The following is an 18,789-nucleotide window of genomic DNA, read 5'->3' as shown; positions in this document are numbered from 1 at the left end:
GGAAAGCCCGATGTGGGAGGAAACGGGAGTCTCCATGCTGCGGCGCATCATCCATATTCCGCTGGATGCGTTCTGGACGTTCGCCGCCGACGACGGCTGGGCGATCGCCAGCCATATCGCCCTGTCGGCGCTGATGTCGCTCTTCCCGTTCCTGATCTTCGTGACCGCGCTGGCCGGCTTCCTCAACCTCCAGCCTTTGGCCAACGAGACCATCCAGCTGATCCTGGAGACCTGGCCCCAGCAGGTGGCCGGCCCCATCTCGCGCGAGATCTACAATGTGGTGAACCAGGTGCGCACCGACGTGCTCACCTATGGCGTGGTGCTCGCCATCTACTTCTCCTCCAACGGCATCGAAAGCCTGCGCATCGGCCTCAACCGCGCCTATGGGGTGAAGGAGATGCGCTCCTGGTACTGGCTCAGGCTCGAATCGATCGGCTACGTGCTGCTGGCCGCCGTCTCCATGCTGGCCCTGTCGTTCCTGGTGGTGCTGGGGCCGCTCATCTGGCAGGCGGTGGTGGCGCAGGTGCCGGCACTGAAGCCGTTCTCGGGGGCCATCACCCTGATCCGCTTCGGCGCCACCTCCATCATCCTGGTGGTGTCGCTGGTGGTGGCCCATCTGTGGCTGCCGGCGGGGCGGCGTTCGCTCGCCGAGGTGGCGCCGGGCATCCTCGTCACGCTGGTGCTGTGGCTGGTGGCGGCCACCACCTTCGGCTTCTACCTCGCCGAATTTCCCGCCAATTACGTCAGCACCTATGCCGGCCTCGCCTCGGTGATGATAGCGCTGGTCTTCCTGTACCTTACGGCGTCCATCTTCGTGTTCGGCGGCGAACTGAACGCCGCCATCAAGCGCGGCTTCGCCGCCGCCGAGGCGGAGGCCGGCGCTACCCCGGTGGAAGCCAAGCCGTGAGGGAGCTGCTGCCCGAACTGCGGCCGGACGGCCGCCAGTCGGAGACGGCGCGGGCCGTGCAGCGCGGCGTGCTGCGCCATCTGGCGCTGGCCGGGCTCGCCGGCATTCCGGAATTCGCGCTGGTGTCGGGCCGCCGGGCGGACATTCTGGCGCTGGGGCCGAAGGGCGAGATCACCATCATCGAGATCAAGTCGTCGGTCACGGATTTCCGCACCGACGCCAAGTGGCCGGAGTACCGCGCCTTCTGCGACCGGCTGATGTTCGCCGTGCCGCTGGATTTCCCGGTCGAGATCCTGCCGGAGGAGACCGGGCTTCTGGTGGCGGATGCCTTCGGGGCGGAATGCCTGCGCGAACCGCCGGTCCATCCCCTGGCGCCGGCCACCCGCAAGGCCTTGACCCTGCGCTTCGCCCGCGCCGCCGCAACCCGGCTGGCCGTGCTCTACGACCCGGACCTGCTGCGGGGGCTGATGTAGCGTTCGCTCCTGGACTTAATCGTCGCTCGAGACAGGGGCACCAGCGCTCTCCTCCCTCTCCCGCTTGCGGGGGAGGGTTGGGGAGGGGGCAGAGGCGCCGGGACAGAACAACGGCGGCGGATTAAGCGGAGAGGCCCCAGCCCCCACCCTGCCCTCCCCCGCAAGCGGGAGAGGGTTCGCATCCTGCCCGGTCGACGCAGCAGCTTTCAAAACGAGAGCCGGCCAGCTGCTGCGGCGCGCCGAGCCCCCCTGCGCGAGCCGCTACCGCGGCGCGCGCTTGGCCAGAATCCGTTGGAGCGTGCGGCGGTGCATGGAGAGGCGACGCGCGGTCTCGGAGACGTTGCGGCCGCACAATTCATAGACGCGCTGGATATGCTCCCATCGCACCCGGTCGGCGGACATGGGATTTTCCGGTGGGATCGGCTTGTGGTCGGCGCTGGCGAGCAGCGCGGCCACCACGTCGTCGGCGTCCGCGGGCTTGGCCAGATAGTCCACCGCGCCCATCTTCACCGCCGTCACCGCCGTGGCGATGTTGCCGTAGCCGGTGAGCACGATGGCCCGGGCGCCGGGCCGGTGCCGCTTCAGCGCCGAGATCACGTCGAGCCCGGTGCCGTCGCCGAGGCGCATGTCCACCACCGCGTAAGCGGGCGCCGAGGCTTCCACGCGGGCGAGGCCATCGGCCACGGTTTCCGCCGTCGCCACCTCGAAGCCGCGGGCTTCCATGGCCCGCGCGAGGCGCTGCAGGAAGGACCGGTCGTCGTCCACGATCAGAACCGACCGGTCTTCCCCCACGTCGGGCGGCGTCGTCTCATTCATAACGTCTTCCTCAAAAATCCAGCTCCGGCAGGGCCGGCTACGAACAGAACTGGCTGCGGCTTTCTACGCCGACTGCCTGGTAGATTAATCCGAACCGCGTCCCTTTGTCGCGTAGTCATCCGTCTCAATGGCCAAAGCCTTGCGCGGCCAGTGCATGCGGATGACTGCGCCGGTCTCGGGCGGGAAGCGATTCTGAAACGTCAGCGTCGCACCGGTACGCTCGAGCAGGGTCTTGGCAATGAAGAAGCCGAGGCCCAGCCCGCTTTCGCCGTCCTCTTCCAGGCGGTCGCGGGCCCGGGACGTCACATAGGGCTGACCGATGCGCCCGCTCACCTCCGGCGAAAAGCCCGGGCCGTCGTCGGCCACCACGATGTCGAGACCGGCCACGCTCCATTGGGCGCTGATATCGACCCGCGTGGTGGCGAAATCCACCGCATTCTCCACCAGATTGCCCAGGCCGTAGAGCAGACCGGGATTGCGGGCGATCACCGGCGCGTCCGGATCGTCCTTCACCTGCACATTGATGGTGATGCCGAAATTGCGGTGCGGCTCCACCACCTCCTCCAGCAGCAGCGCCAGCGGCATGCGGTCGAAGGGCGCGTCGCCCGAGCTGAGGGACGTCAGCTTCTGCAGGATGTCGCGGCAGCGATTGGACTGGTCGCGCAGCAGGGCGACATCCTCCGCATGGGGATCGCCGTCGGTCATGGAGCGCTGCATCTCCTTCACCACCAAAGCGATGGTGGAGAGCGGCGTGCCCAGTTCGTGGGCGGCGGCGGCGGCCAGGCCATCGATGGCGGACAGATGCTGCTCGCGCGCCAGCACCAGCTCGGTGGCCGCCAGGGCGTCGGCGAGTTCGCGCGCTTCCTCGGCCACCCGCCAGGCGTGCAGGCCGATGAAGCCCACCGCCACCGAAAGGGACACCCAGATGCCGGCGAGATAGAGGTCCGGTAACACCGGCAGGTCGCCGCCCGCCCATGGCAGCGGCCGGGCCCACAGGCCCACCGTCCCCGCGCAGGTCACCGCGAGCACGCCCAGCAACACCGTGGTGCTCCAGGACAGGGCGGTGGAAGAAATCATGACCGGCGCGAGATAGAGCAGCACGAACGGGTTCTTCAGCCCGCCCGTCAGATAAAGCAAGGCGGTGAGCTGGAGCACGTCATAGGCGAGCAGCGGTCCGGCGGCGGCATCCCCGAGCCGGCGCGCCACCGGATACTTCACCCGCAGCAGCACATTCACCAGCGCCGAGAGCCCCACCACCGCGAGGCAGGGGGTGAGCGGCAGCGGAAAGCCAAGCCCGAGGTTCACCACCACCAGCGCCAGGATCTGTCCAGATACCGCCAGCCAGCGCAGACGAATCAAGGTGTCGAGGCGCAGCCCGAAGGACCGGCCGTGCGGCGGCGTGACGAAGGCGGTGCTCATGAGCGAGCGCCTTTCATGGCGGGGATTTCAGAGGCAGCGGCACGGCATGGAACCCTAGCGTTTAACCATGTGACGTTAGGGAATAGTGGCCCGGATGCCATAAGCGTGCGCGAAGCGGACTCTATGTCTTTTGTCGGCATTGACCAAACCTGCAAGTGCGCCCACGTTTCCGAAAAGGCGCCAACCGTAATGGAGCGCACTAATCGTGAGGAGCGCAGATGGCAATCGGTGAGTTCGCGAGCGCGCTGCGTTTACCACGCCAGGGTGACGTCGGCCTTTCGACCCCGCTCTACTGGATGTACGAGATGGGTTACGCTGCGCTCAACCCGTCGCGGGCGATGGCGGACGCCAGCCGGGCGGTCCTCAACAATCCCATCAATCCGGTTTCCCATACCACTCTCGGCAAGTCGATGGCGGCGGCCTGCGAGCTGTTCGAGCGCACCACGCGGCGCTACGGCAAGCCGGACTGGGGCATCACCCATACCGTCGCGAACGGCCAGAGCGTGCCAGTGCACGTGAACACCGTGTGGCGCCGGCCGTTCTGCAACCTGCTGCATTTCGAGCGCGCGTTCGAATATCCGCCGCGCCAGCCGCAGCCGCGCCTGCTCATCGTGGCCCCGGTGTCCGGCCACCACGCGACGCTGCTGCGCGGCACGGTGGAAGCCATGCTGCCCACCCACGACGTCTATGTCACCGACTGGGTGGACGCCAAGCTGGTCCCCCTCACGGAGGGGCGGTTCAGCCTGTCGGATTATGTGGACTACCTCATCTCCATCTTCCACCGCATGGGCGGCGACTGCCACGTGATGGCGGTGTGCCAGCCGGCGGTGCCGGTGATGATGGCCGTGGCGCGCATGGAGGCGGAGGAAGACCCCTTCGTGCCCAAGTCCATGATCCTCATGGGCGGCCCTATCGACACCCGCGAGGCGCCCACGGCGGTGAACGCCATGGCCAAGGATCGCGGCATCGACTGGTTCAAGCGCACCGTGCTCACCACCGTGCCGTGGTCGCATCCGGGCGCCATGCGCGAGGTCTATCCCGGCTTCCTGCAGCTCAACGGCTTCATGTCCATGAACATGGACCGCCACCTGCAGGCCCATTGGGACCTGTTCCACCACCTGGTGCAGGGCGACGGTGATTCGGCCGAGAAGCATCGCGACTTCTACGACGAGTATCTCGCGGTCATGGACCTCACGGCCGAGTTCTATATTGAAACGGTTGAGAACGTGTTCATCACCCATGCCTTGCCCAAGGGCGAGATCATGCACCACTCCCAGGTGGTGAAGCCCGACGCCATCCACCGCGTCGCGCTGATGACGGTGGAAGGCGAGAAGGACGACATCTCCGGCATCGGCCAGACCAAGGCGGCGCACAAGATCTGCCCGCGCATTCCCGAGGACAAGCGCGCCCATTACGAGCAGCCGGGCGTCGGCCATTACGGCGTGTTCAACGGCTCGCGCTTCCGCTCGGAGATCGCCCCGCGCATCGCGGACTTCATCCTGTCCCAGGAACTGCCCCGCGGCGCCACCGCTCAGGCCCCCACTGCGCGGCCGGCCGCCGAGGCGGTGGAGGACGGGCCGGACGTGTTCGCCCTCAACAACAAGGTGACCGCCTTTTATCCCCGGGTTGCTCCGACTTAGCACTGGCAGGGCGAAGCAATTGAGGGGAAGATACGGAGGTAACGTCGCCCCGGTTGCCCCCATGCTGTTTCGCCGTCAGGACCGAAAGCCGCCCGCACCGCAGGCGGCCGAATGGATCGAGCTGATGCTTGATGACGGGCCGCTGCGCGTGGCGGTACGTCGAAATGCCCAGGCGCGCCGGCTCACCCTCCGGGTGCGGGCCGCCGCGCGGGACGTGACGCTCACCGCCCCGCCCCACGTGCCCCTCGCCTTCGCCCGCGATTTCGTGCAGCGCCAGCGCGAATGGGTGCGCGTGCGCCTCGTGCGGCTGCCGGAAAAGGTGCTGTTCGAACCTGGTGCGCTGATTCCGCTCCACGGCACGCCCCACCGCGTCATCCATTGCCCGCAGGCGCGCGGTACCGTCTGGGTGGCGCCGGATGCGGACGGCCGCCCCACCCTGCATGTGGCGGGCGAGGCCCCCCATCTGGCGCGCCGGGTGCAGGATTTCCTCAAACGCGAGGCCCGGCAGGCGCTTGGCGCCGCCGTCAAGACCTATACAGCCGCGCTGAAGGTAGAGGTGGGCCGCATCACCCTGCGGGATACGGCGAGCCGCTGGGGCTCATGCTCGGCGCGGGGCGACCTGTCGTTCTCGTGGCGGCTGATCATGGCGCCGGCCTTCGTCCAGGATTATCTGGCCGCCCACGAGGTCGCCCACCGGCTGGAGATGAACCACGGTCCGCGCTTCTGGCGGCTGGTGGAGCAGGTATGTCCCAACCGCCGCGAGGCGGAGGCCTGGCTGCGCCGCCACGGCTCAGACCTGCACCGCTACGGCAGCGAATAGACCCCCACTCGGGACGTGCGCCCCGCTTGGAGCCTATTTTGACATTCAAAAGGGCAAAGGCGCGATCACTCCGTCATGCCAGGGCTTGTCCCGGGCATCCGCGCCTAACCGCTTGGAAAATCTCACCAAGATTGCTCCCAGACCCCGCGCGAGGGTGGTCGGAACCCGCACGTTTGCGAGTTCCGTTCTCAGGGACGCACGTCGTCAACGGCCGACTTGCGGGTCAAGCCCGGGCATGACGGTGATAAAGCCCGTGCGAGGGCTGCAATCCCCTACCCGGGCGCATTGTCAAACGGGCGCTCAGTTCCATTCCTTGCGGCCGAGAGCGAAACGGCCCGGGCCGGCGACGAAATAGAACAGCAAACCGCCCATGATGGCCGCGTTCTTGAAGAAATGGATCTGCTGGCCCGCCGCGGCGCCCGGGTCCGCGATCGTCCAGAACACATGCGAGGTGGCGGTGGCGATCACCACGAAGCCGGCCAGCACCACCGCGACGATGCGCGGGATGACGCCGAGGATCAGCAGCAGGCCGCCGCCGATTTCCACCGCGATGGTGAGATAGGCCATCAGGGTCGGCATGGGTACGCCCTTGGCGGCAAGGCTCGCGGCAAAGCCGGCCACCTTGCTGATCTTGCCGATGCCCGCGGGCAGGAACAGGGATGCCATCAGCAGCCGGCCGGCCAGAAGGGCCAAATCATCGAGTATCCGCAAACCCAACCTCCAGAGTCCGGCGTCGTCCGACGCACCCGCCAGCCAATACCACGGCACCGTTCCCCGCCCCACAAGGAGCCGCGAGGCGCAATACCGCCGCACCACCCCCGCAGGGAAGGCCGAACCTGTTTGGCGAGGAAGCGGTAGCGGGGCAAGCGCCGGACTAACGTTGCGGAACACTATTTCGTGTGCTCGCCGTCCGTCGGCGCCACGTGCCGCGTTACCTCTTTCGCCTCCTCCACCACAGCGAACAGCAGCCGTGCCGCCACCGGCAAGGCGACCGACAGTCCGGCGAAGCGGAACAGGTGGTGGGCGCTCATGAAGGCCGGGTCGTAGCCGAGGGCGAAGCCCAGCGCGGTCATGGCCTCCAGCGCGCCGGGGGCGAAGGCGGTGACGAGCTTGCCGAGATCATCCCCCGTCAGCCACGCCGCCAGCAGGGCGAACAGGGTGGAGATGCTGACCGCCACCACGAAGGCGCCCAGCGAGGCGAAGAAATAGGCCCGGATGGTGCCCAGCGTGGTGCCGAGGAAGCGCACCCCCACGCTCGCCCCCAGCACCACGAAGGCCGGCACGATGAAGGCTTGCGGCAGCACGGCGCTGGAGAGGCTGGTGGCGTGCAGCGCCGCGCTGCCAGCGAGCGCACCGAGGATGAGCCCGCCCGGCACCTTCAGCCATGCCGCGCCCAGGCCGGTGGTGACGCAGACGGCGAGAAGGATCACCACCTCCAGCGCCGTCGACACATGGGGCGGCGGCGGCAGGCCGCCGGCCGTGAGCCCTGCGGCGCCCAGCACATTGGGCAGGGCCGCCACCAGCAGGAACAGGCGCAGGGCCTGGGCGAACGCCACCTTGCGCAGGTCCGCATTGGTGTCGGCCGCCATGGCCACCACGGTGCCGAAGGCGCCAGGGGCGGAGGCCCAGAAAGCGGTCTCCCGGCTCCAGCCGGCGACGCGATTGAGGAACAGGGCGCCCCCCGCCATGGTGGCGAGCACGCTGGCCCCAAGGCACGCCATGCTGACCGGCCAGGTGGCGGCGCGCGCGAAGGTTTCCGGCGTCAGCGCCGTGCCCATGGAGGTGCCGAGCACGATGAAGGCGAGGAAGCGGATCCATTCGGGCACCGCGATCCGCACCCCCGCCACGGCAAGTGCGATGGATACCACCAGCGCGCCGGAGATCCAGGCCGCGGGCAGGCCCAGGGCGGCGAACACGCCGCCGCCGAGGGCGCCCGCCCCCAAAGTCACCGCCGCCGCGACGGCCGACCGCAACTGATAGGCGAGCGAACTCACGCCGCGCCTGCTCCCGTGAGCCCGTCTCCCTGAAGCCAGGCCACGAGGCGGCGGCTCGCCTCGGCGAGCTGGGCATCACCCCGGGCAAAGCACAGCCGCATGAAACCTTCCCCGCCGGGACCGAAGGCGGTGCCGGGGGCAAGGCCCACGTTGGCCTCGTCCACCAAAGTGAGACCGAGGCTGCGCACGTCGCTCCGGCCCTCGATGCCGAAGAACAGGTAGAAGGCGCCGGGCGGCTTCACCAGGTCCACCTTTCCGGTGGCGATCAGCGCGTCGGCGACGAGGTCGCGTCCTTTTCGGGCGCGGGCGATCTGCGCGGCGACGAAATCCTCGCCCTGATCAAGCGCCGCCACGGCGCCGCGCTGCATGAAGGCGGCGACGCCGGAGGTGGAATACTGGATCAGGTTCTCGATGACCTGCCCGAGCCGCGGGTCGGCCTCGATCCAGCCCACGCGCCAGCCGGTCATGGCCCAGTTCTTGGAGAAGGTCTGCACGAACAGGATGTGGTCACCCTCGTCCATCACGTCGTGGAAAGAGGGGGCGCGGGGCGCGTCGCCATAATAGAAGCGGCCGTAGATCTCGTCGGCGATGATCCACAGACCGTGCCGGCGGGCCAGCGCCAGCACCGCCCTGAGGTCGTCGTGGGTGGCCACGAAGCCGGTGGGATTGGCCGGGGTGTTGAGGAAGATGGCGCGGGTGCGCGGCGTGATGGCCTCCGCCAGCCGCTCATGGTCCAGGCTGAAGCCGTCCTTGCCGTAGGCGAAGGGCACGTAAACCGGCCGCGCCCCCGCCTTCTGCGCCGCGGCGGCGGCATTGGGCCAGGACGGGGAGGGAATGATCACCTCGTCCCCGGCCCCCACCGCCATGGCCAGCGCGATATGGATCGCCTGCATGCCCGAGCCGGTGACGAAATAGCGGTCCGGATTTTCAGTAACGCCATAGGTGCGCGCCATATAGCGGGCGATGGCGCCGCGCAGTTCCGGCAGGCCGCGCTGCCAGGTGTAGAAGGTCTCGCCGGCGTGCAGCGCGGTGGCGGCGGCCTCGCAGATGAAGGGCGGGGTGGCGACATCCCCCTCCCCGGCCCAAAGCGGGATCATGCCGGGCCGGTCGCGGCCGTAGTTCATCACCTCGACGATGCCGCTCTCGGGCAGGGTGCGGATATGGTCGCGCACCCGCTCCAGATAGGGGTCTTCCCCCGCGCCGACGGGCGTCAGCGGCAGGTGGGCGGATGCAGAATGGGCGGAGGGATCTTCAGGCGCAGGGAACGCACGCGAATTCATGGCAGGCTCGCGGAACGGGGCGATCGGGACAGGCGGCGACATCGGGACAGGCGGCGACTTGGACCCTCGGTCCCGGTCTTCAAGCGATGCCGGGAGGCATCACCCAGGGACCGCACGGACTCAAAGCCACCGGCCGATGAGACCCCCTCATCAGCCGGTGGTCTTATAGAGGCTTCGACGGGGAAGCACCCATCAATTGCGGTGGGGGAGGGATCAGACGCGCTGATGACAGCCGTCGTGCAGTGCTGCAAGAGCCCGCTTGCAAGCGGGGCCATTGTAGCGACGCCCGCGTCGTCCTACGTCGTTGGCGATGCTTCCCCGATGCGCGCGGGCCCAGGCACGCGCCGCGCCCCGATTGCCCCAAGGACATTTCGCCATGACCAGCAAGATCGACCAGGCCGCCATCGACCGCCTGTTCCTCGAAGCCCGCTCGCAGAACGGTTGGACCGACCAGCCGGTGACCGAGGCGGAGATCCGCGCCCTCTACGATCTGGTCAAGTATGGCCCCACCTCGGCCAACACCCAGCCCGCCCGCTTCGTCTTCGTCACCAGCCCCGAGGCCAAGGAGCGCCTGCGCCCGGCCCTGTCGCAGGGCAACCTGAAGGCTCTGGCCGCGCCGGTCATCGCGATCATCGGCTATGACCTCGCCTTCCACGACAAGATCCCCGAGGTGTTCCCGCACAATCCGGGCTTCCGCGACATCTTCGTGAACAATCCGGCGGCCATCGAGCCCCACGCCTTCCGCAATTCCTCGCTGCAGGGCGCCTATCTCATCCTCGCGGCGCGGGCGCTGGGGCTGGATGTGGGCCCCATGTCCGGCTTCGACGCGGCCAAGGTGGATGCGGAATTCTTCCCCAGCGGCACGGTGAAGACCAATTTCATCGCCGCCATCGGCCACGGCGACGCCTCCAAGGTGATGCCCCGCCTGCCGCGCCTCGCCTTCGCCGACGCCGCGCAGATCGTCTGAGCGGAAAAGGGCCGCGCGGTCTTGAGAGCCGGCTGTCGACCGGCACGGTGCGAACCCTCTCCCGCTTGCGGGGGAGGGAGCGGACCGCACTTCGGGAGCGGCCGCACTCGGCTTCAAACTGACGCGATACCCTAAAAGGCCCGGCGCGACCCTCCGGGCCTTTTTTCGTCCTCAGTCCTGGCCGGGATCCCCCACGAGGCCGGCGGCGGTGATTCCAGCGAGGGCGCTCGCCTCGTCATTGTCCGAGGTATCCCCGGAAATCCCCACCACGCCGATGATGCTGCCGGAGGCAGAGCGGATCAGCACGCCGCCCGGCACCGGGACCAGCGAGCCGCCGATGGCGGCGGTGGCGGCGGAGATGAAGAAGGGCTGGTCCTTGGCCCGCTTGAACAGGGACCGCGACCCCATGCCCAGCGCCAGTGCGCCGTTGGCCTTGCCACGGGCGATCTCGCCGCGGTTGAGGCTGGTGCCGTCTTCCGCCGCATAGGCCTTGAGCGCGCCGCGGGCATCGAGCACGCACACCGCGAGCGGGTTCATGGCGCCGGCGCGGGCGTGGGCGAGGGCCGCGGCAACGATGGTCTGCGCCGCCTCCAGGGTGAGATCGGTGGCTGTGCTGGTCATGAGGGCCTCTCCTTGCCGGCGCGCGCCCCGCGCGGCCGCCTGTCTTGCGGAAATGGAAGGCCCGTCTTTAGAGCAGATTCGCCCGGGGTTGAATCGCGAAGCACGGCCTTCGCGGGCAATGCAGTCTTGCCGTCGCCGCCTCGCCAATCCCCCGGTGCCGTGCCCCGGCACGATCGGCCACGCCGACATTTTCCTCCCCCTCGGCCATGCCGGCATGGCACCATGGGTCAGTCTGCCGGTTCTTCGCGCCCATGTGGCGCTCACCTGGGCCTTCTGAATGCGCCGTCCTTCCCGCCCCCCGGTCTGCCCGGCGCCCGAAGCGCCCCGCGCGCCCCTCCGGCTGCTGCCATGACCACAACGCCGCAACCAACAACACCCCGCCGCAGCCGGGAGCCCGGCCACCGCCGCAAGTTCCTGGTGGTGGTGGACGACACCCCAGAATGCGACCGCGCCATCTATTATGCCGCCCGCCGCGCTGCCGGCACGCAAGGCGGCCTGGTCCTGCTCGGGGTGCTGGAGCTGGAGGGCGTGGCCCAGCAATGGCTTGGCGTCGCCGACCTGATGCGCGCGGAAGCCCATGAGGAGATGGAGGCGCGGCTCCAGAAGTTCGCCGCCCGCGCCCGCCAGGTGGCCGGTATCACGCCCGATCTTGTGGTCAAGGAAGGCGCCCCGGCCGAAGCCATCGCCCGGCTGATCGCGGAGGATCGCGACATCGCCATCCTGGTGCTGGCGGCCGGCGTCGGAAAGGAGGGCCCCGGCCCACTGGTCACGGTGCTGGCGGCCGGCCATGCCGCGCGGTTCCCGGTGCCGATCACCATCGTGCCCGGCGCGCTCACCGACGCCGAGCTGGACGCCATCGCCTGAGGGCGGTGTCCCGGCGGCGGCGCCATCCCCTCGCCCGGGATAAGGACGACGTCACGCTACGCTTGCGCCTTTGGCATTTCCGTCTATATTAGCGCCGTCCCCGATGAGGGATGCCTCAGCGCCATCGCAGTCGAAGGTGATGAGAGTGGGCCCCCACCGGGACCCGCTCCGTTTCTGCTTATCCGGCCTCGCCGGAAGGTTCGCTGCCAGGCCGCAGGGGGAGAATTGGGAGACGGATGACACGGTCCAATCCACCGGGTCGGTTTCGTCTCTTGTGCACTATCCGGGCGCCGGTGCCGAACCGCCGCGTGCCCACCGGCCGACAACGGCCGCAGTTCAGCTGTCCTGGAGGGACATGACCGAGATCCAAGCCGTGCTCGACGATCCCAACGAGCCGCGCCTCATCACCGAAACCGGGGTGGCCGCCCGCGTGGCCGCCATCGCCTCCGGCGTGCTCGGCGCGCTCGGCTACCGGCTTGTCCGCGTGAAGGTGACGAACCGCGACGGCGGCACGCTGCAGATCATGGCCGAACGCCCCGACGGCACCATGAGCATCGACGATTGCGAGGCTGCCTCGCGCGCCTTGTCTCCGGTGCTCGACGTGGAAGACCCCATTTCCAGCGCCTACCGCCTTGAAATGTCCTCCCCCGGCATCGACCGGCCGCTGGTGCGCCAGTCGGACTTCGTCCGCTGGGCCGGCCATGAGGTGAAGGTGGAGATGGCCCGTCCCGTGGACGGCCGCAAGCGCTTCCGCGGCATCCTGATCGGCGCCGAGGACGGTATCGCCGTGGTCCGCCGCCTCGATGCGCCGGCCACGGAGGAACCCACCGTGCGCCTGCCGGTGGCCGACATCCACGACGCCAAGCTCATGCTCACGGACGCCCTCATCCGCGAGGCCCTGCGCGCCGCCAAGGCCGCCGGCCAGGACATTGACGAGGAGGCGGAAGCCTTCCTCGACGGTGAGGACGGAGAGGACGTGGAAGGCACCGGCGTGGACGCCGAGGACCAGGACGACGACGAGACCCTCGTCGAGGCCGATGCGGCCGCCCAGCCTGCAGCGCCCTACAAGGGTCCCTCGCGCAAGGACGGCGGCAACAAGGTCGTCGGCCGCAAGGCCAAGGGCAAGAAGGCTTCACCCAAGAAATCCAACGCCAAGAAGAAGGCCGGCCTGGAAACGGCCGCTTCCTCTGCCAACGCCAGCACCGTGAAGGAGACGCACTGATGGTTGCCGTCAGCGCAAACCGGCTGGAACTGCTGCAGATCGCCGATGCGGTCGCGCGGGAAAAGTCCATCGACCGCAGCATCGTGATTGCCGCCATGGAAGATGCCATCGCCAAGGCCGCGCGCTCGCGCTACGGCCAGGAGACGGACATCCACGCCGACATCAACGCCAAGACCGGCGAGCTGCGTCTGGCCCGCCACCTGCTGGTGGTGGACGAGGTGGAGAACACGGCCACCGAGATCACTTTGGACGGCGCCCGGCGCCACAATCCGGCGGCGCAGGTGGGCGACACCATCGCCGACACCCTGCCCCCGTTCGATTTCGGCCGCATCGCGGCCCAGTCGGCCAAGCAGGTCATCGTGCAGAAGGTGCGCGAGGCCGAGCGCGACCGGCAGTATGACGAATTCAAGGACCGCATCGGCGACGTGGTGAACGGCCTCGTCAAGCGGGTCGAATATGGCAACGTGGTGGTGGACCTCGGCCGTGGCGAAGGCATCCTGCGCCGCGACGAGCTGCTGCCGCGCGAGACGGTGAAGACCGGCGACCGCATCCGCGCCTATGTCTATGACGTGCGCCGCGAGCCGCGCGGGCCGCAGATCTTCCTGTCGCGCACCCATCCCCAGTTCATGGCCAAGCTGTTCGCGCAGGAAGTGCCCGAGATCTACGACGGCATCGTCGAGATCAAGGCGGTGGCGCGCGATCCCGGCTCCCGTGCCAAGATCGCGGTCATCTCCCGCGACCAGTCGGTGGACCCCGTGGGCGCCTGCGTCGGCATGCGCGGCTCGCGCGTGCAGGCGGTGGTGAACGAGCTGCAGGGCGAGAAGATCGACATCATCCCCTGGAACCCGGACATCGCCACCTTCATCGTCAACGCCCTCGCCCCCGCCGAGGTGGTGAAAGTGGTGCTCGACGAAGACCGCGAGCGCATCGAGGTGGTGGTGCCCGACGCCCAGCTGTCGCTGGCCATCGGCCGTCGCGGCCAGAATGTGCGCCTCGCCACCCAGCTCACCGGCTGGGACATCGACATCATGACCGAGCAGGAAGAGAGCGAGCGCCGGCAGAAGGAATTTGCCGAGCGCACCAAGATGTTCTCCGAGGCCCTCGATCTCGACGAGATGATGGGCCAGTTGCTCACCTCCGAGGGCTTCACCTCGGTGGAAGAGATTGCCTACGTGTCCATTGCGGAGCTGGCCTCCATCGAGGGCTTCGACGAGGACACCGCCACCGAGCTGCAGGACCGCGCCCTGAAGCACCTCGCCGAGGTGGAGGCCGCCCTCGACGCCCGCCGCACCGAGCTGGGCGTGGAAGACGACCTGAAGAGCGTGCCCGGTGTCACCTCCAAGATGCTGGTGGCGTTCGGCGAGAACGATATCAAGAACGTCGAGGACCTCGCTGGCTGCGCCACCGATGACCTCGTCGGCTGGACCGAGCGCAAGGACGGCGAGACCATCCGCCATGCCGGCGCCCTGGACGGCTTCGAACTGTCCCGCGAGGACGCGGAGGCCCTGGTCATGCAGGCCCGCGTCGCCGCCGGCTGGATCGAGGCGGACGAACCTGCTGCGGATGGCGATGACGCCGCCGCCGCTGAAGCCTGAGACGGGAGATGACCCACGGTGCCCGCTATGCTGGTCGAGGACGAGACGGACGAGGGACTGCGCAGCCTTGCGGCGGCGCGGGCGCCTCTGTCGCGCCTGTGCCTTGCCACCCGGCGGGTCACCCCGGTCGCGGACATGCTGCGCTTCGTGGTGGGGCCGGATGGCGCGATCGTCCCGGACATCGGCCGTAGGCTGCCTGGACGTGGCGCCTGGATCAGCGCCACCCGCGCCGACCTTGAGACCGCGCTGAAGCGCAAGGTCTTCGGCCGCGCCTTCAAGGGCAAGGGCACCACGGCGCCCGACCTTGCAGATCTCATCGATACTTTACTGGACAAGGACGCCCGCAGCGCTCTTTCCCTGGCCAACAAGGCCGGGAAGGTGGTGACGGGTACAACCAAGGTCGAGGCGGCTCTCGCCTCCGGAGACGTGCGGGTTCTCCTGCACGCCCAGGACGCACGCCCGGACGGGGTGCGCAAGCTCAAAGCCCTCACGCGCCAGGTCGAAAACGCCGGCGCCCGCCAGGTCTCCAGCGTCGATTGCTTTACCGGCATCGAATTGGACTTGGCGTTGGGGCGGTCAAATGTGGTACATGCGGCGCTGCTCGCGCATCCGACGACGGAAGGGTTTCTCGAGCGCTGCCACAAGCTCCTGCGCTGGCGGACGGGTACGTCCGGCACCGAGGAGACTGGGCAGGGCGAGGGTCACGCGCATGTCCCCGATCGGATGCAAGGAACGGATACGGAATGAACGATACGAAGACCCCAGGCGACAAGACGCTGCATCCCGCCACCGGCAAGACGCTCACGCTGAAGCGCCCGGTGGAGCAGGGCATGGTGCGCCAGAGCTTCAGCCACGGCCGCTCCAAGGCGGTTGTGGTGGAGAAGGTGAAGCGCCGCGTCATCGCCCCCGGCGAAGCAGCCGGCCAGGGTACCGGGCAGGCGGCACCGGCCGCTCCGGCAGCGGCACCGGCCGCGCCGCGCCCGGCTGCGCCCGCCGCTGCTCCGTCCGCGGCGTCTGCTCCCGCGCCTGTCGCGCCCGCCCCGGCTCCGGTTGAGGCGAAGGCCCCGGCTGCAGCCGCACCGGTGAGCGCCCCCGTGGCGCCGGCCCCGGCTGCGGAAGCCCCCGCGCCCCAGGCTGCGGCGCCCGCGCCCGTCGAGGCGAAGGCTCCGGCTGCTCCGGCCGTGGAGGCCCCTGCGGCTCCGGCTCCCGTTGCCGAGGTACCCGCCCCGGCGGTCGCCGAGCCGGCTCCGGTTGCGCCCAAGGCGGCACCGGCCGAGCCCGTTCAGGCTGCGGCGCAGACCCCCACACCTCAGGCCCCCGCGCCCAAGGCCGCGGCTCCCGCCAGCGCACCCCAGACCTCTGCGCCCCGCTCCGCAGCTCCGGCTGCGTCCGAGGCTAAGCCGGCTGCATCGCGTCCCGGCCAGTCCACGGGCGGCCGCAGCGACGGTCCGCGCACCGCCGCCGGTGCGTCCAGCCGTCCCGGCTCGCAGGGCTCCCAGCGTCCCGGCGCCGGTGGCCCTCCCGGCCGTCCCGGCCAGCCGCCGCGCTCCGGCGGTCCCGGCGCCGATCGCCGCCCCGGTGCCGGCGGCCCTCCCGGCCGTCCCGGCGCCCAGCAGCGTCCCGGCGGTTCCGGCGTGGTGCTGCGTACCCTGACCGAGGAAGAGCGCAACGCCCGCGCCAGCGCCCTCGCCGACGCCCGCGTCCGCGAAGTGGAAGAGCGGCGCATGGCGGAAGAGCGCCGCGCCGCCGAGGAAGAGGCGCGTCGCCGCGCCGAGCGCGAGCGCGTCGAGCGTGCCGAGCGCGAGGCCGCCGAAGCCCGCAAGCGCGAGGAAGAATCCCGCCGCGCCCAGGAAGACGAAAGCAAGCGCCGCGCCGAGCAGGAAGCGCGCAAGCGCTTCGGCGGCGAGGAGCAGGGCAACCGTCCGGCTGGCGCCGGCACGACCACCGGCGGCAACGCCGGAGCGGGCGCTGCCGCCACCACCGCGCGGCCGCTGACCCCGCGTCCGGCCGGCACCGCCGAATCCGAGGACGAGGAACGCCGTGCCGCCCGTCGCGGCCCCGGTGCGCGCGTCGCGCCCCCGGTGAAGGTGCCCCGCGCCCCCGCCGGCCAGGAAAAGCAGCGTGGCCGCCTGACCCTCGTCACCGCCCTCTCGGGCGACGACGAGCGCCAGCGCTCGCTCGCCTCGTTCCGCCGCCGCACCCAGCGCATGACCGGCCATCGGGCGCAGGAGAGCAAGGAAAAGATCCTCCGCGAGGTGATCCTGCCCGAGACCATCACCATCCAGGAACTCGCCAACCGCATGTCGGAGCGGGCCGTGGACGTGATCCGCATGCTCATGAAGCAGGGCCAGATGGTGAAGATCACCGACGTGATCGACGCCGACACCGCCGAGCTGATCGCCGAGGAACTGGGCCACACCGTGCGCCGCGTCTCGGAATCCGACGTGGAAGAAGGCCTGTTCGACACGCCCGACTCCCCGGAGAGCCTGGTGCCGCGTCCCGCCGTCGTGACCATCATGGGCCACGTCGACCACGGCAAGACCTCGCTGCTGGATGCCATCCGCAAGGCCAACGTGGTCTCCGGCGAGGCCGGCGGCATCACCCAGCACATCGGCGCCTACCAGGTGACCTCGCCCTCGGGCAGCAAGATCACCTTCATCGACACCCCTGGCCACGCCGCCTTCACCGCCATGCGCGCCCGCGGCGCCAAGGTGACGGATATCGTGGTGCTGGTGGTGGCGGCCGACGACGGCGTGATGCCACAGACGGTGGAGGCCATCCATCATGCGCGCGCTGCCAAGGTGCCGCTGATCGTGGCCATCAACAAGATCGACAAGCCCGGCGCCAAGCCCGAGCGCGTGCGCTCCGAGCTGCTTCAGTATGAAGTGCAGGTGGAAACCATGGGCGGCGATACGCTCGAAGTGGAGGTCTCCGCCAAGGAGCACCTCAACCTCGACAAGCTGCTCGAGGCCATCGCGCTCCAGTCGGAGCTGCTGGACCTGCGTGCCAATCCGGACCGTGCGGCCGAAGGCACCGTGGTGGAAGCCAAGCTCGACCGCGGTCGCGGCCCGGTGGCCACCGTGCTGGTGCAGCGCGGCACGCTGAAGGTCGGCGACATCGTGGTGGCCGGCGCCGAATGGGGTCGCGTGCGTGCCCTCATCTCCGACACCGGTGCCAACGTGGACACCGCCGGCCCGTCCCTGCCGGTGGAAGTGCTGGGCTTCAACGGCACCCCGGAGGCGGGCGACCGCCTCGCCGTGGTGGAGAACGAAGCCCGCGCCCGCGAGATCACCGACTACCGCCAGCGCCAGAAGCGCGAGAAGGCGGCGGCCCGGTCCGCCACCGTGCGCGGCTCGCTCGAGCAGATGATGAGCCAGGTGAAGGCCACGGGGCGGAAGGAATTCCCCCTCATCATCAAGGGCGACGTGTCCGGCTCCGTGGAAGCCATCATCGGCGCCCTGGAGAAGGTCGGCAACGACGAGGTGCAGGCCCGCATCATCCATTCCGGAGCGGGCGGCATCAACGAAAGCGACGTGACGCTGGCGGAAACCTCCGGCGCCGCGATCATCGCCTTCAACGTGCGCGCCAACAAGGAAGCGCGCGACGCGGCCGAGCGGGCGGGCATCGAGATCCGCTACTACAACATCATCTACGACCTCGTGGATGACGTGAAGAAGGCCATGAGCGGCCTGCTCGCGCCCATCAACCGCGAGACCATGCTGGGCAACGCCCTCATCAAGGAGATCTTCGCGGTCTCCAAGGTGGGCAAGGTGGCCGGCTGCACCGTCACCGACGGCAACGTGGAACGCGGCCAGCATGTCCGCCTCATCCGCGACAATGTGGTGATCCACGAAGGCAAGCTTGCCACGCTCAACCGCTTCAAGGATGCGGTCAACGTGGTGCACGCGGGCCAGGATTGCGGCATGTCGTTCGAGAACTACCAGGACATGCGCGCGGGCGACGTGATCGAGTGCTATCGCGTCGAGGTGATCCAGCGCTCGCTGTGAGGCGGGCGACAGGTCGCCGACCCCCTCTCCCGTCACGGGCTTGAGCCCTCTCCCGCTTGCGGGGGCGGGTTTGGGGGGAGGCGCATCCGCCGGCAGGACCGTTTGACGACGGTGCCGGCGGCGCCACCGCCACCGTCCGCCCTTCTTCCGCGCGCGGAATCCGC

General features: G+C 69.2%; 16 protein-coding genes. 10 read left to right on the top strand and 6 right to left on the bottom strand.

Annotation, left to right across the window (positions count from 1 at the left end; all coding sequences use genetic code 11):
* Positions 1-10 precede the first annotated feature (10 nt).
* Both FBQ73_RS14660 and FBQ73_RS14655 read left to right on the top strand, forming a co-directional pair.
* Positions 11-907, top strand: coding sequence for a YihY/virulence factor BrkB family protein (locus FBQ73_RS14660; RefSeq protein ID WP_138400237.1), 897 nt, complete (start codon positions 11-13; stop codon positions 905-907).
* Positions 904-1,380, top strand: a complete 477-nt coding sequence (locus FBQ73_RS14655) for an MmcB family DNA repair protein (RefSeq protein WP_170218913.1) — start codon at positions 904-906, stop codon at positions 1,378-1,380. Before FBQ73_RS14660 ends, FBQ73_RS14655 begins: the two co-directional genes overlap by 4 nt.
* A gap of 261 nt (positions 1,381-1,641) precedes the next feature.
* Here FBQ73_RS14655 and FBQ73_RS14650 read toward each other — a convergent pair whose 3' ends face one another.
* Both FBQ73_RS14650 and FBQ73_RS14645 read right to left on the bottom strand, forming a co-directional pair.
* Positions 1,642-2,196, bottom strand: coding sequence for an ActR/PrrA/RegA family redox response regulator transcription factor (locus tag FBQ73_RS14650; RefSeq protein ID WP_138400236.1), 555 nt, complete (start codon positions 2,194-2,196; stop codon positions 1,642-1,644).
* A gap of 84 nt (positions 2,197-2,280) precedes the next feature.
* The gene (locus FBQ73_RS14645; protein WP_138400235.1) at positions 2,281-3,615 is read right to left on the bottom strand and encodes an ActS/PrrB/RegB family redox-sensitive histidine kinase; all 1,335 of its coding nucleotides are present in this window, start codon (positions 3,613-3,615) and stop codon (positions 2,281-2,283) included.
* Between the two features lie 218 nt (positions 3,616-3,833).
* On the opposite strand from FBQ73_RS14645, the gene FBQ73_RS14640 reads away from it, so the two are divergent.
* Both FBQ73_RS14640 and FBQ73_RS14635 read left to right on the top strand, forming a co-directional pair.
* Positions 3,834-5,255: a polyhydroxyalkanoate depolymerase gene (locus tag FBQ73_RS14640; RefSeq protein WP_138400234.1), complete on the top strand. Its 1,422-nt coding sequence runs from the start codon at positions 3,834-3,836 to the stop codon at positions 5,253-5,255.
* 61 nt (positions 5,256-5,316) lie between these two features.
* A complete protein-coding gene (locus tag FBQ73_RS14635; RefSeq protein ID WP_170218912.1) occupies positions 5,317-6,075 on the top strand; it encodes a M48 family metallopeptidase in 759 nt (252 codons plus the stop codon).
* A gap of 300 nt (positions 6,076-6,375) precedes the next feature.
* Here FBQ73_RS14635 and FBQ73_RS14630 read toward each other — a convergent pair whose 3' ends face one another.
* The 3 genes from FBQ73_RS14630 to FBQ73_RS14620 all read right to left on the bottom strand — a co-directional run bounded on the left by FBQ73_RS14630 (position 6,376) and on the right by FBQ73_RS14620 (position 9,349).
* Positions 6,376-6,786 (bottom strand): DoxX family protein, encoded by a 411-nt coding sequence (locus FBQ73_RS14630; protein ID WP_138400232.1) that lies wholly within the window; start codon positions 6,784-6,786, stop codon positions 6,376-6,378.
* A 179-nt stretch (positions 6,787-6,965) separates the two neighbouring features.
* Complete coding sequence (locus FBQ73_RS14625; RefSeq protein WP_170218911.1) at positions 6,966-8,069, bottom strand: AbrB family transcriptional regulator; 1,104 nt, start codon at positions 8,067-8,069, stop codon at positions 6,966-6,968.
* The gene (locus FBQ73_RS14620; protein WP_138400230.1) at positions 8,066-9,349 is read right to left on the bottom strand and encodes a pyridoxal phosphate-dependent aminotransferase; all 1,284 of its coding nucleotides are present in this window, start codon (positions 9,347-9,349) and stop codon (positions 8,066-8,068) included. Before FBQ73_RS14620 ends, FBQ73_RS14625 begins: the two co-directional genes overlap by 4 nt.
* A gap of 376 nt (positions 9,350-9,725) precedes the next feature.
* Here FBQ73_RS14620 and FBQ73_RS14615 point away from each other — a divergent pair, with 376 nt between their 5' ends.
* Positions 9,726-10,316 (top strand): malonic semialdehyde reductase, encoded by a 591-nt coding sequence (locus FBQ73_RS14615; protein ID WP_138400229.1) that lies wholly within the window; start codon positions 9,726-9,728, stop codon positions 10,314-10,316.
* A 171-nt stretch (positions 10,317-10,487) separates the two neighbouring features.
* Here the strand turns inward: FBQ73_RS14615 and FBQ73_RS14610 are convergent, their stop codons facing one another.
* Positions 10,488-10,937 carry a GlcG/HbpS family heme-binding protein gene (locus FBQ73_RS14610; RefSeq protein WP_138400228.1) on the bottom strand — a complete coding sequence of 150 codons (450 nt, stop codon included), beginning with the start codon at positions 10,935-10,937 and terminating at the stop codon, positions 10,488-10,490.
* A 348-nt stretch (positions 10,938-11,285) separates the two neighbouring features.
* On the opposite strand from FBQ73_RS14610, the gene FBQ73_RS14605 reads away from it, so the two are divergent.
* The 5 genes from FBQ73_RS14605 (at position 11,286) to infB (ending at position 18,625) form a co-directional block, all read left to right on the top strand.
* Positions 11,286-11,801, top strand: coding sequence for a universal stress protein (locus FBQ73_RS14605; protein ID WP_138400227.1), 516 nt, complete (start codon positions 11,286-11,288; stop codon positions 11,799-11,801).
* Positions 11,802-12,156: 355 nt separating this feature from the next.
* Positions 12,157-13,023 carry a ribosome maturation factor RimP gene (gene rimP, locus FBQ73_RS14600; RefSeq protein ID WP_138400226.1) on the top strand — a complete coding sequence of 289 codons (867 nt, stop codon included), beginning with the start codon at positions 12,157-12,159 and terminating at the stop codon, positions 13,021-13,023.
* Positions 13,023-14,618, top strand: coding sequence for a transcription termination factor NusA (gene nusA, locus FBQ73_RS14595; protein WP_138400225.1), 1,596 nt, complete (start codon positions 13,023-13,025; stop codon positions 14,616-14,618). Before rimP ends, nusA begins: the two co-directional genes overlap by 1 nt.
* Before the next feature lie 27 nt (positions 14,619-14,645).
* Positions 14,646-15,365: an RNA-binding protein gene (locus tag FBQ73_RS14590; RefSeq protein WP_138400224.1), complete on the top strand. Its 720-nt coding sequence runs from the start codon at positions 14,646-14,648 to the stop codon at positions 15,363-15,365.
* Positions 15,362-18,625 carry a translation initiation factor IF-2 gene (gene infB, locus FBQ73_RS14585; RefSeq protein WP_138400223.1) on the top strand — a complete coding sequence of 1,088 codons (3,264 nt, stop codon included), beginning with the start codon at positions 15,362-15,364 and terminating at the stop codon, positions 18,623-18,625. Before FBQ73_RS14590 ends, infB begins: the two co-directional genes overlap by 4 nt.
* Positions 18,626-18,789: the final 164 nt, after the last annotated feature.

The organism is Xanthobacter autotrophicus, assembly GCF_005871085.1.
Taxonomy (GTDB): Bacteria; Pseudomonadota; Alphaproteobacteria; order Rhizobiales; family Xanthobacteraceae; genus Xanthobacter; species Xanthobacter autotrophicus.
Note: the sequence above shows the minus strand (reverse complement) of the source record. Positions and strands in the feature narration are given on the sequence as shown.

Coding starts and splice junctions, on each gene's coding strand:
- nusA (WP_138400225.1), top strand. CDS start 13,023: ATGGTTGCCGTCAGCGCAAACCGGCTGGAACTGCTGCAGATCGCCGAT.
- FBQ73_RS14610 (WP_138400228.1), bottom strand. CDS start 10,937: ATGACCAGCACAGCCACCGATCTCACCCTGGAGGCGGCGCAGACCATC.
- FBQ73_RS14650 (WP_138400236.1), bottom strand. CDS start 2,196: ATGAATGAGACGACGCCGCCCGACGTGGGGGAAGACCGGTCGGTTCTG.
- FBQ73_RS14605 (WP_138400227.1), top strand. CDS start 11,286: ATGACCACAACGCCGCAACCAACAACACCCCGCCGCAGCCGGGAGCCC.
- infB (WP_138400223.1), top strand. CDS start 15,362: ATGAACGATACGAAGACCCCAGGCGACAAGACGCTGCATCCCGCCACC.
- rimP (WP_138400226.1), top strand. CDS start 12,157: ATGACCGAGATCCAAGCCGTGCTCGACGATCCCAACGAGCCGCGCCTC.
- FBQ73_RS14590 (WP_138400224.1), top strand. CDS start 14,646: ATGCTGGTCGAGGACGAGACGGACGAGGGACTGCGCAGCCTTGCGGCG.
- FBQ73_RS14620 (WP_138400230.1), bottom strand. CDS start 9,349: ATGAATTCGCGTGCGTTCCCTGCGCCTGAAGATCCCTCCGCCCATTCT.
- FBQ73_RS14635 (WP_170218912.1), top strand. CDS start 5,317: ATGCTGTTTCGCCGTCAGGACCGAAAGCCGCCCGCACCGCAGGCGGCC.
- FBQ73_RS14640 (WP_138400234.1), top strand. CDS start 3,834: ATGGCAATCGGTGAGTTCGCGAGCGCGCTGCGTTTACCACGCCAGGGT.
- FBQ73_RS14645 (WP_138400235.1), bottom strand. CDS start 3,615: ATGAGCACCGCCTTCGTCACGCCGCCGCACGGCCGGTCCTTCGGGCTG.
- FBQ73_RS14615 (WP_138400229.1), top strand. CDS start 9,726: ATGACCAGCAAGATCGACCAGGCCGCCATCGACCGCCTGTTCCTCGAA.
- FBQ73_RS14660 (WP_138400237.1), top strand. CDS start 11: ATGTGGGAGGAAACGGGAGTCTCCATGCTGCGGCGCATCATCCATATT.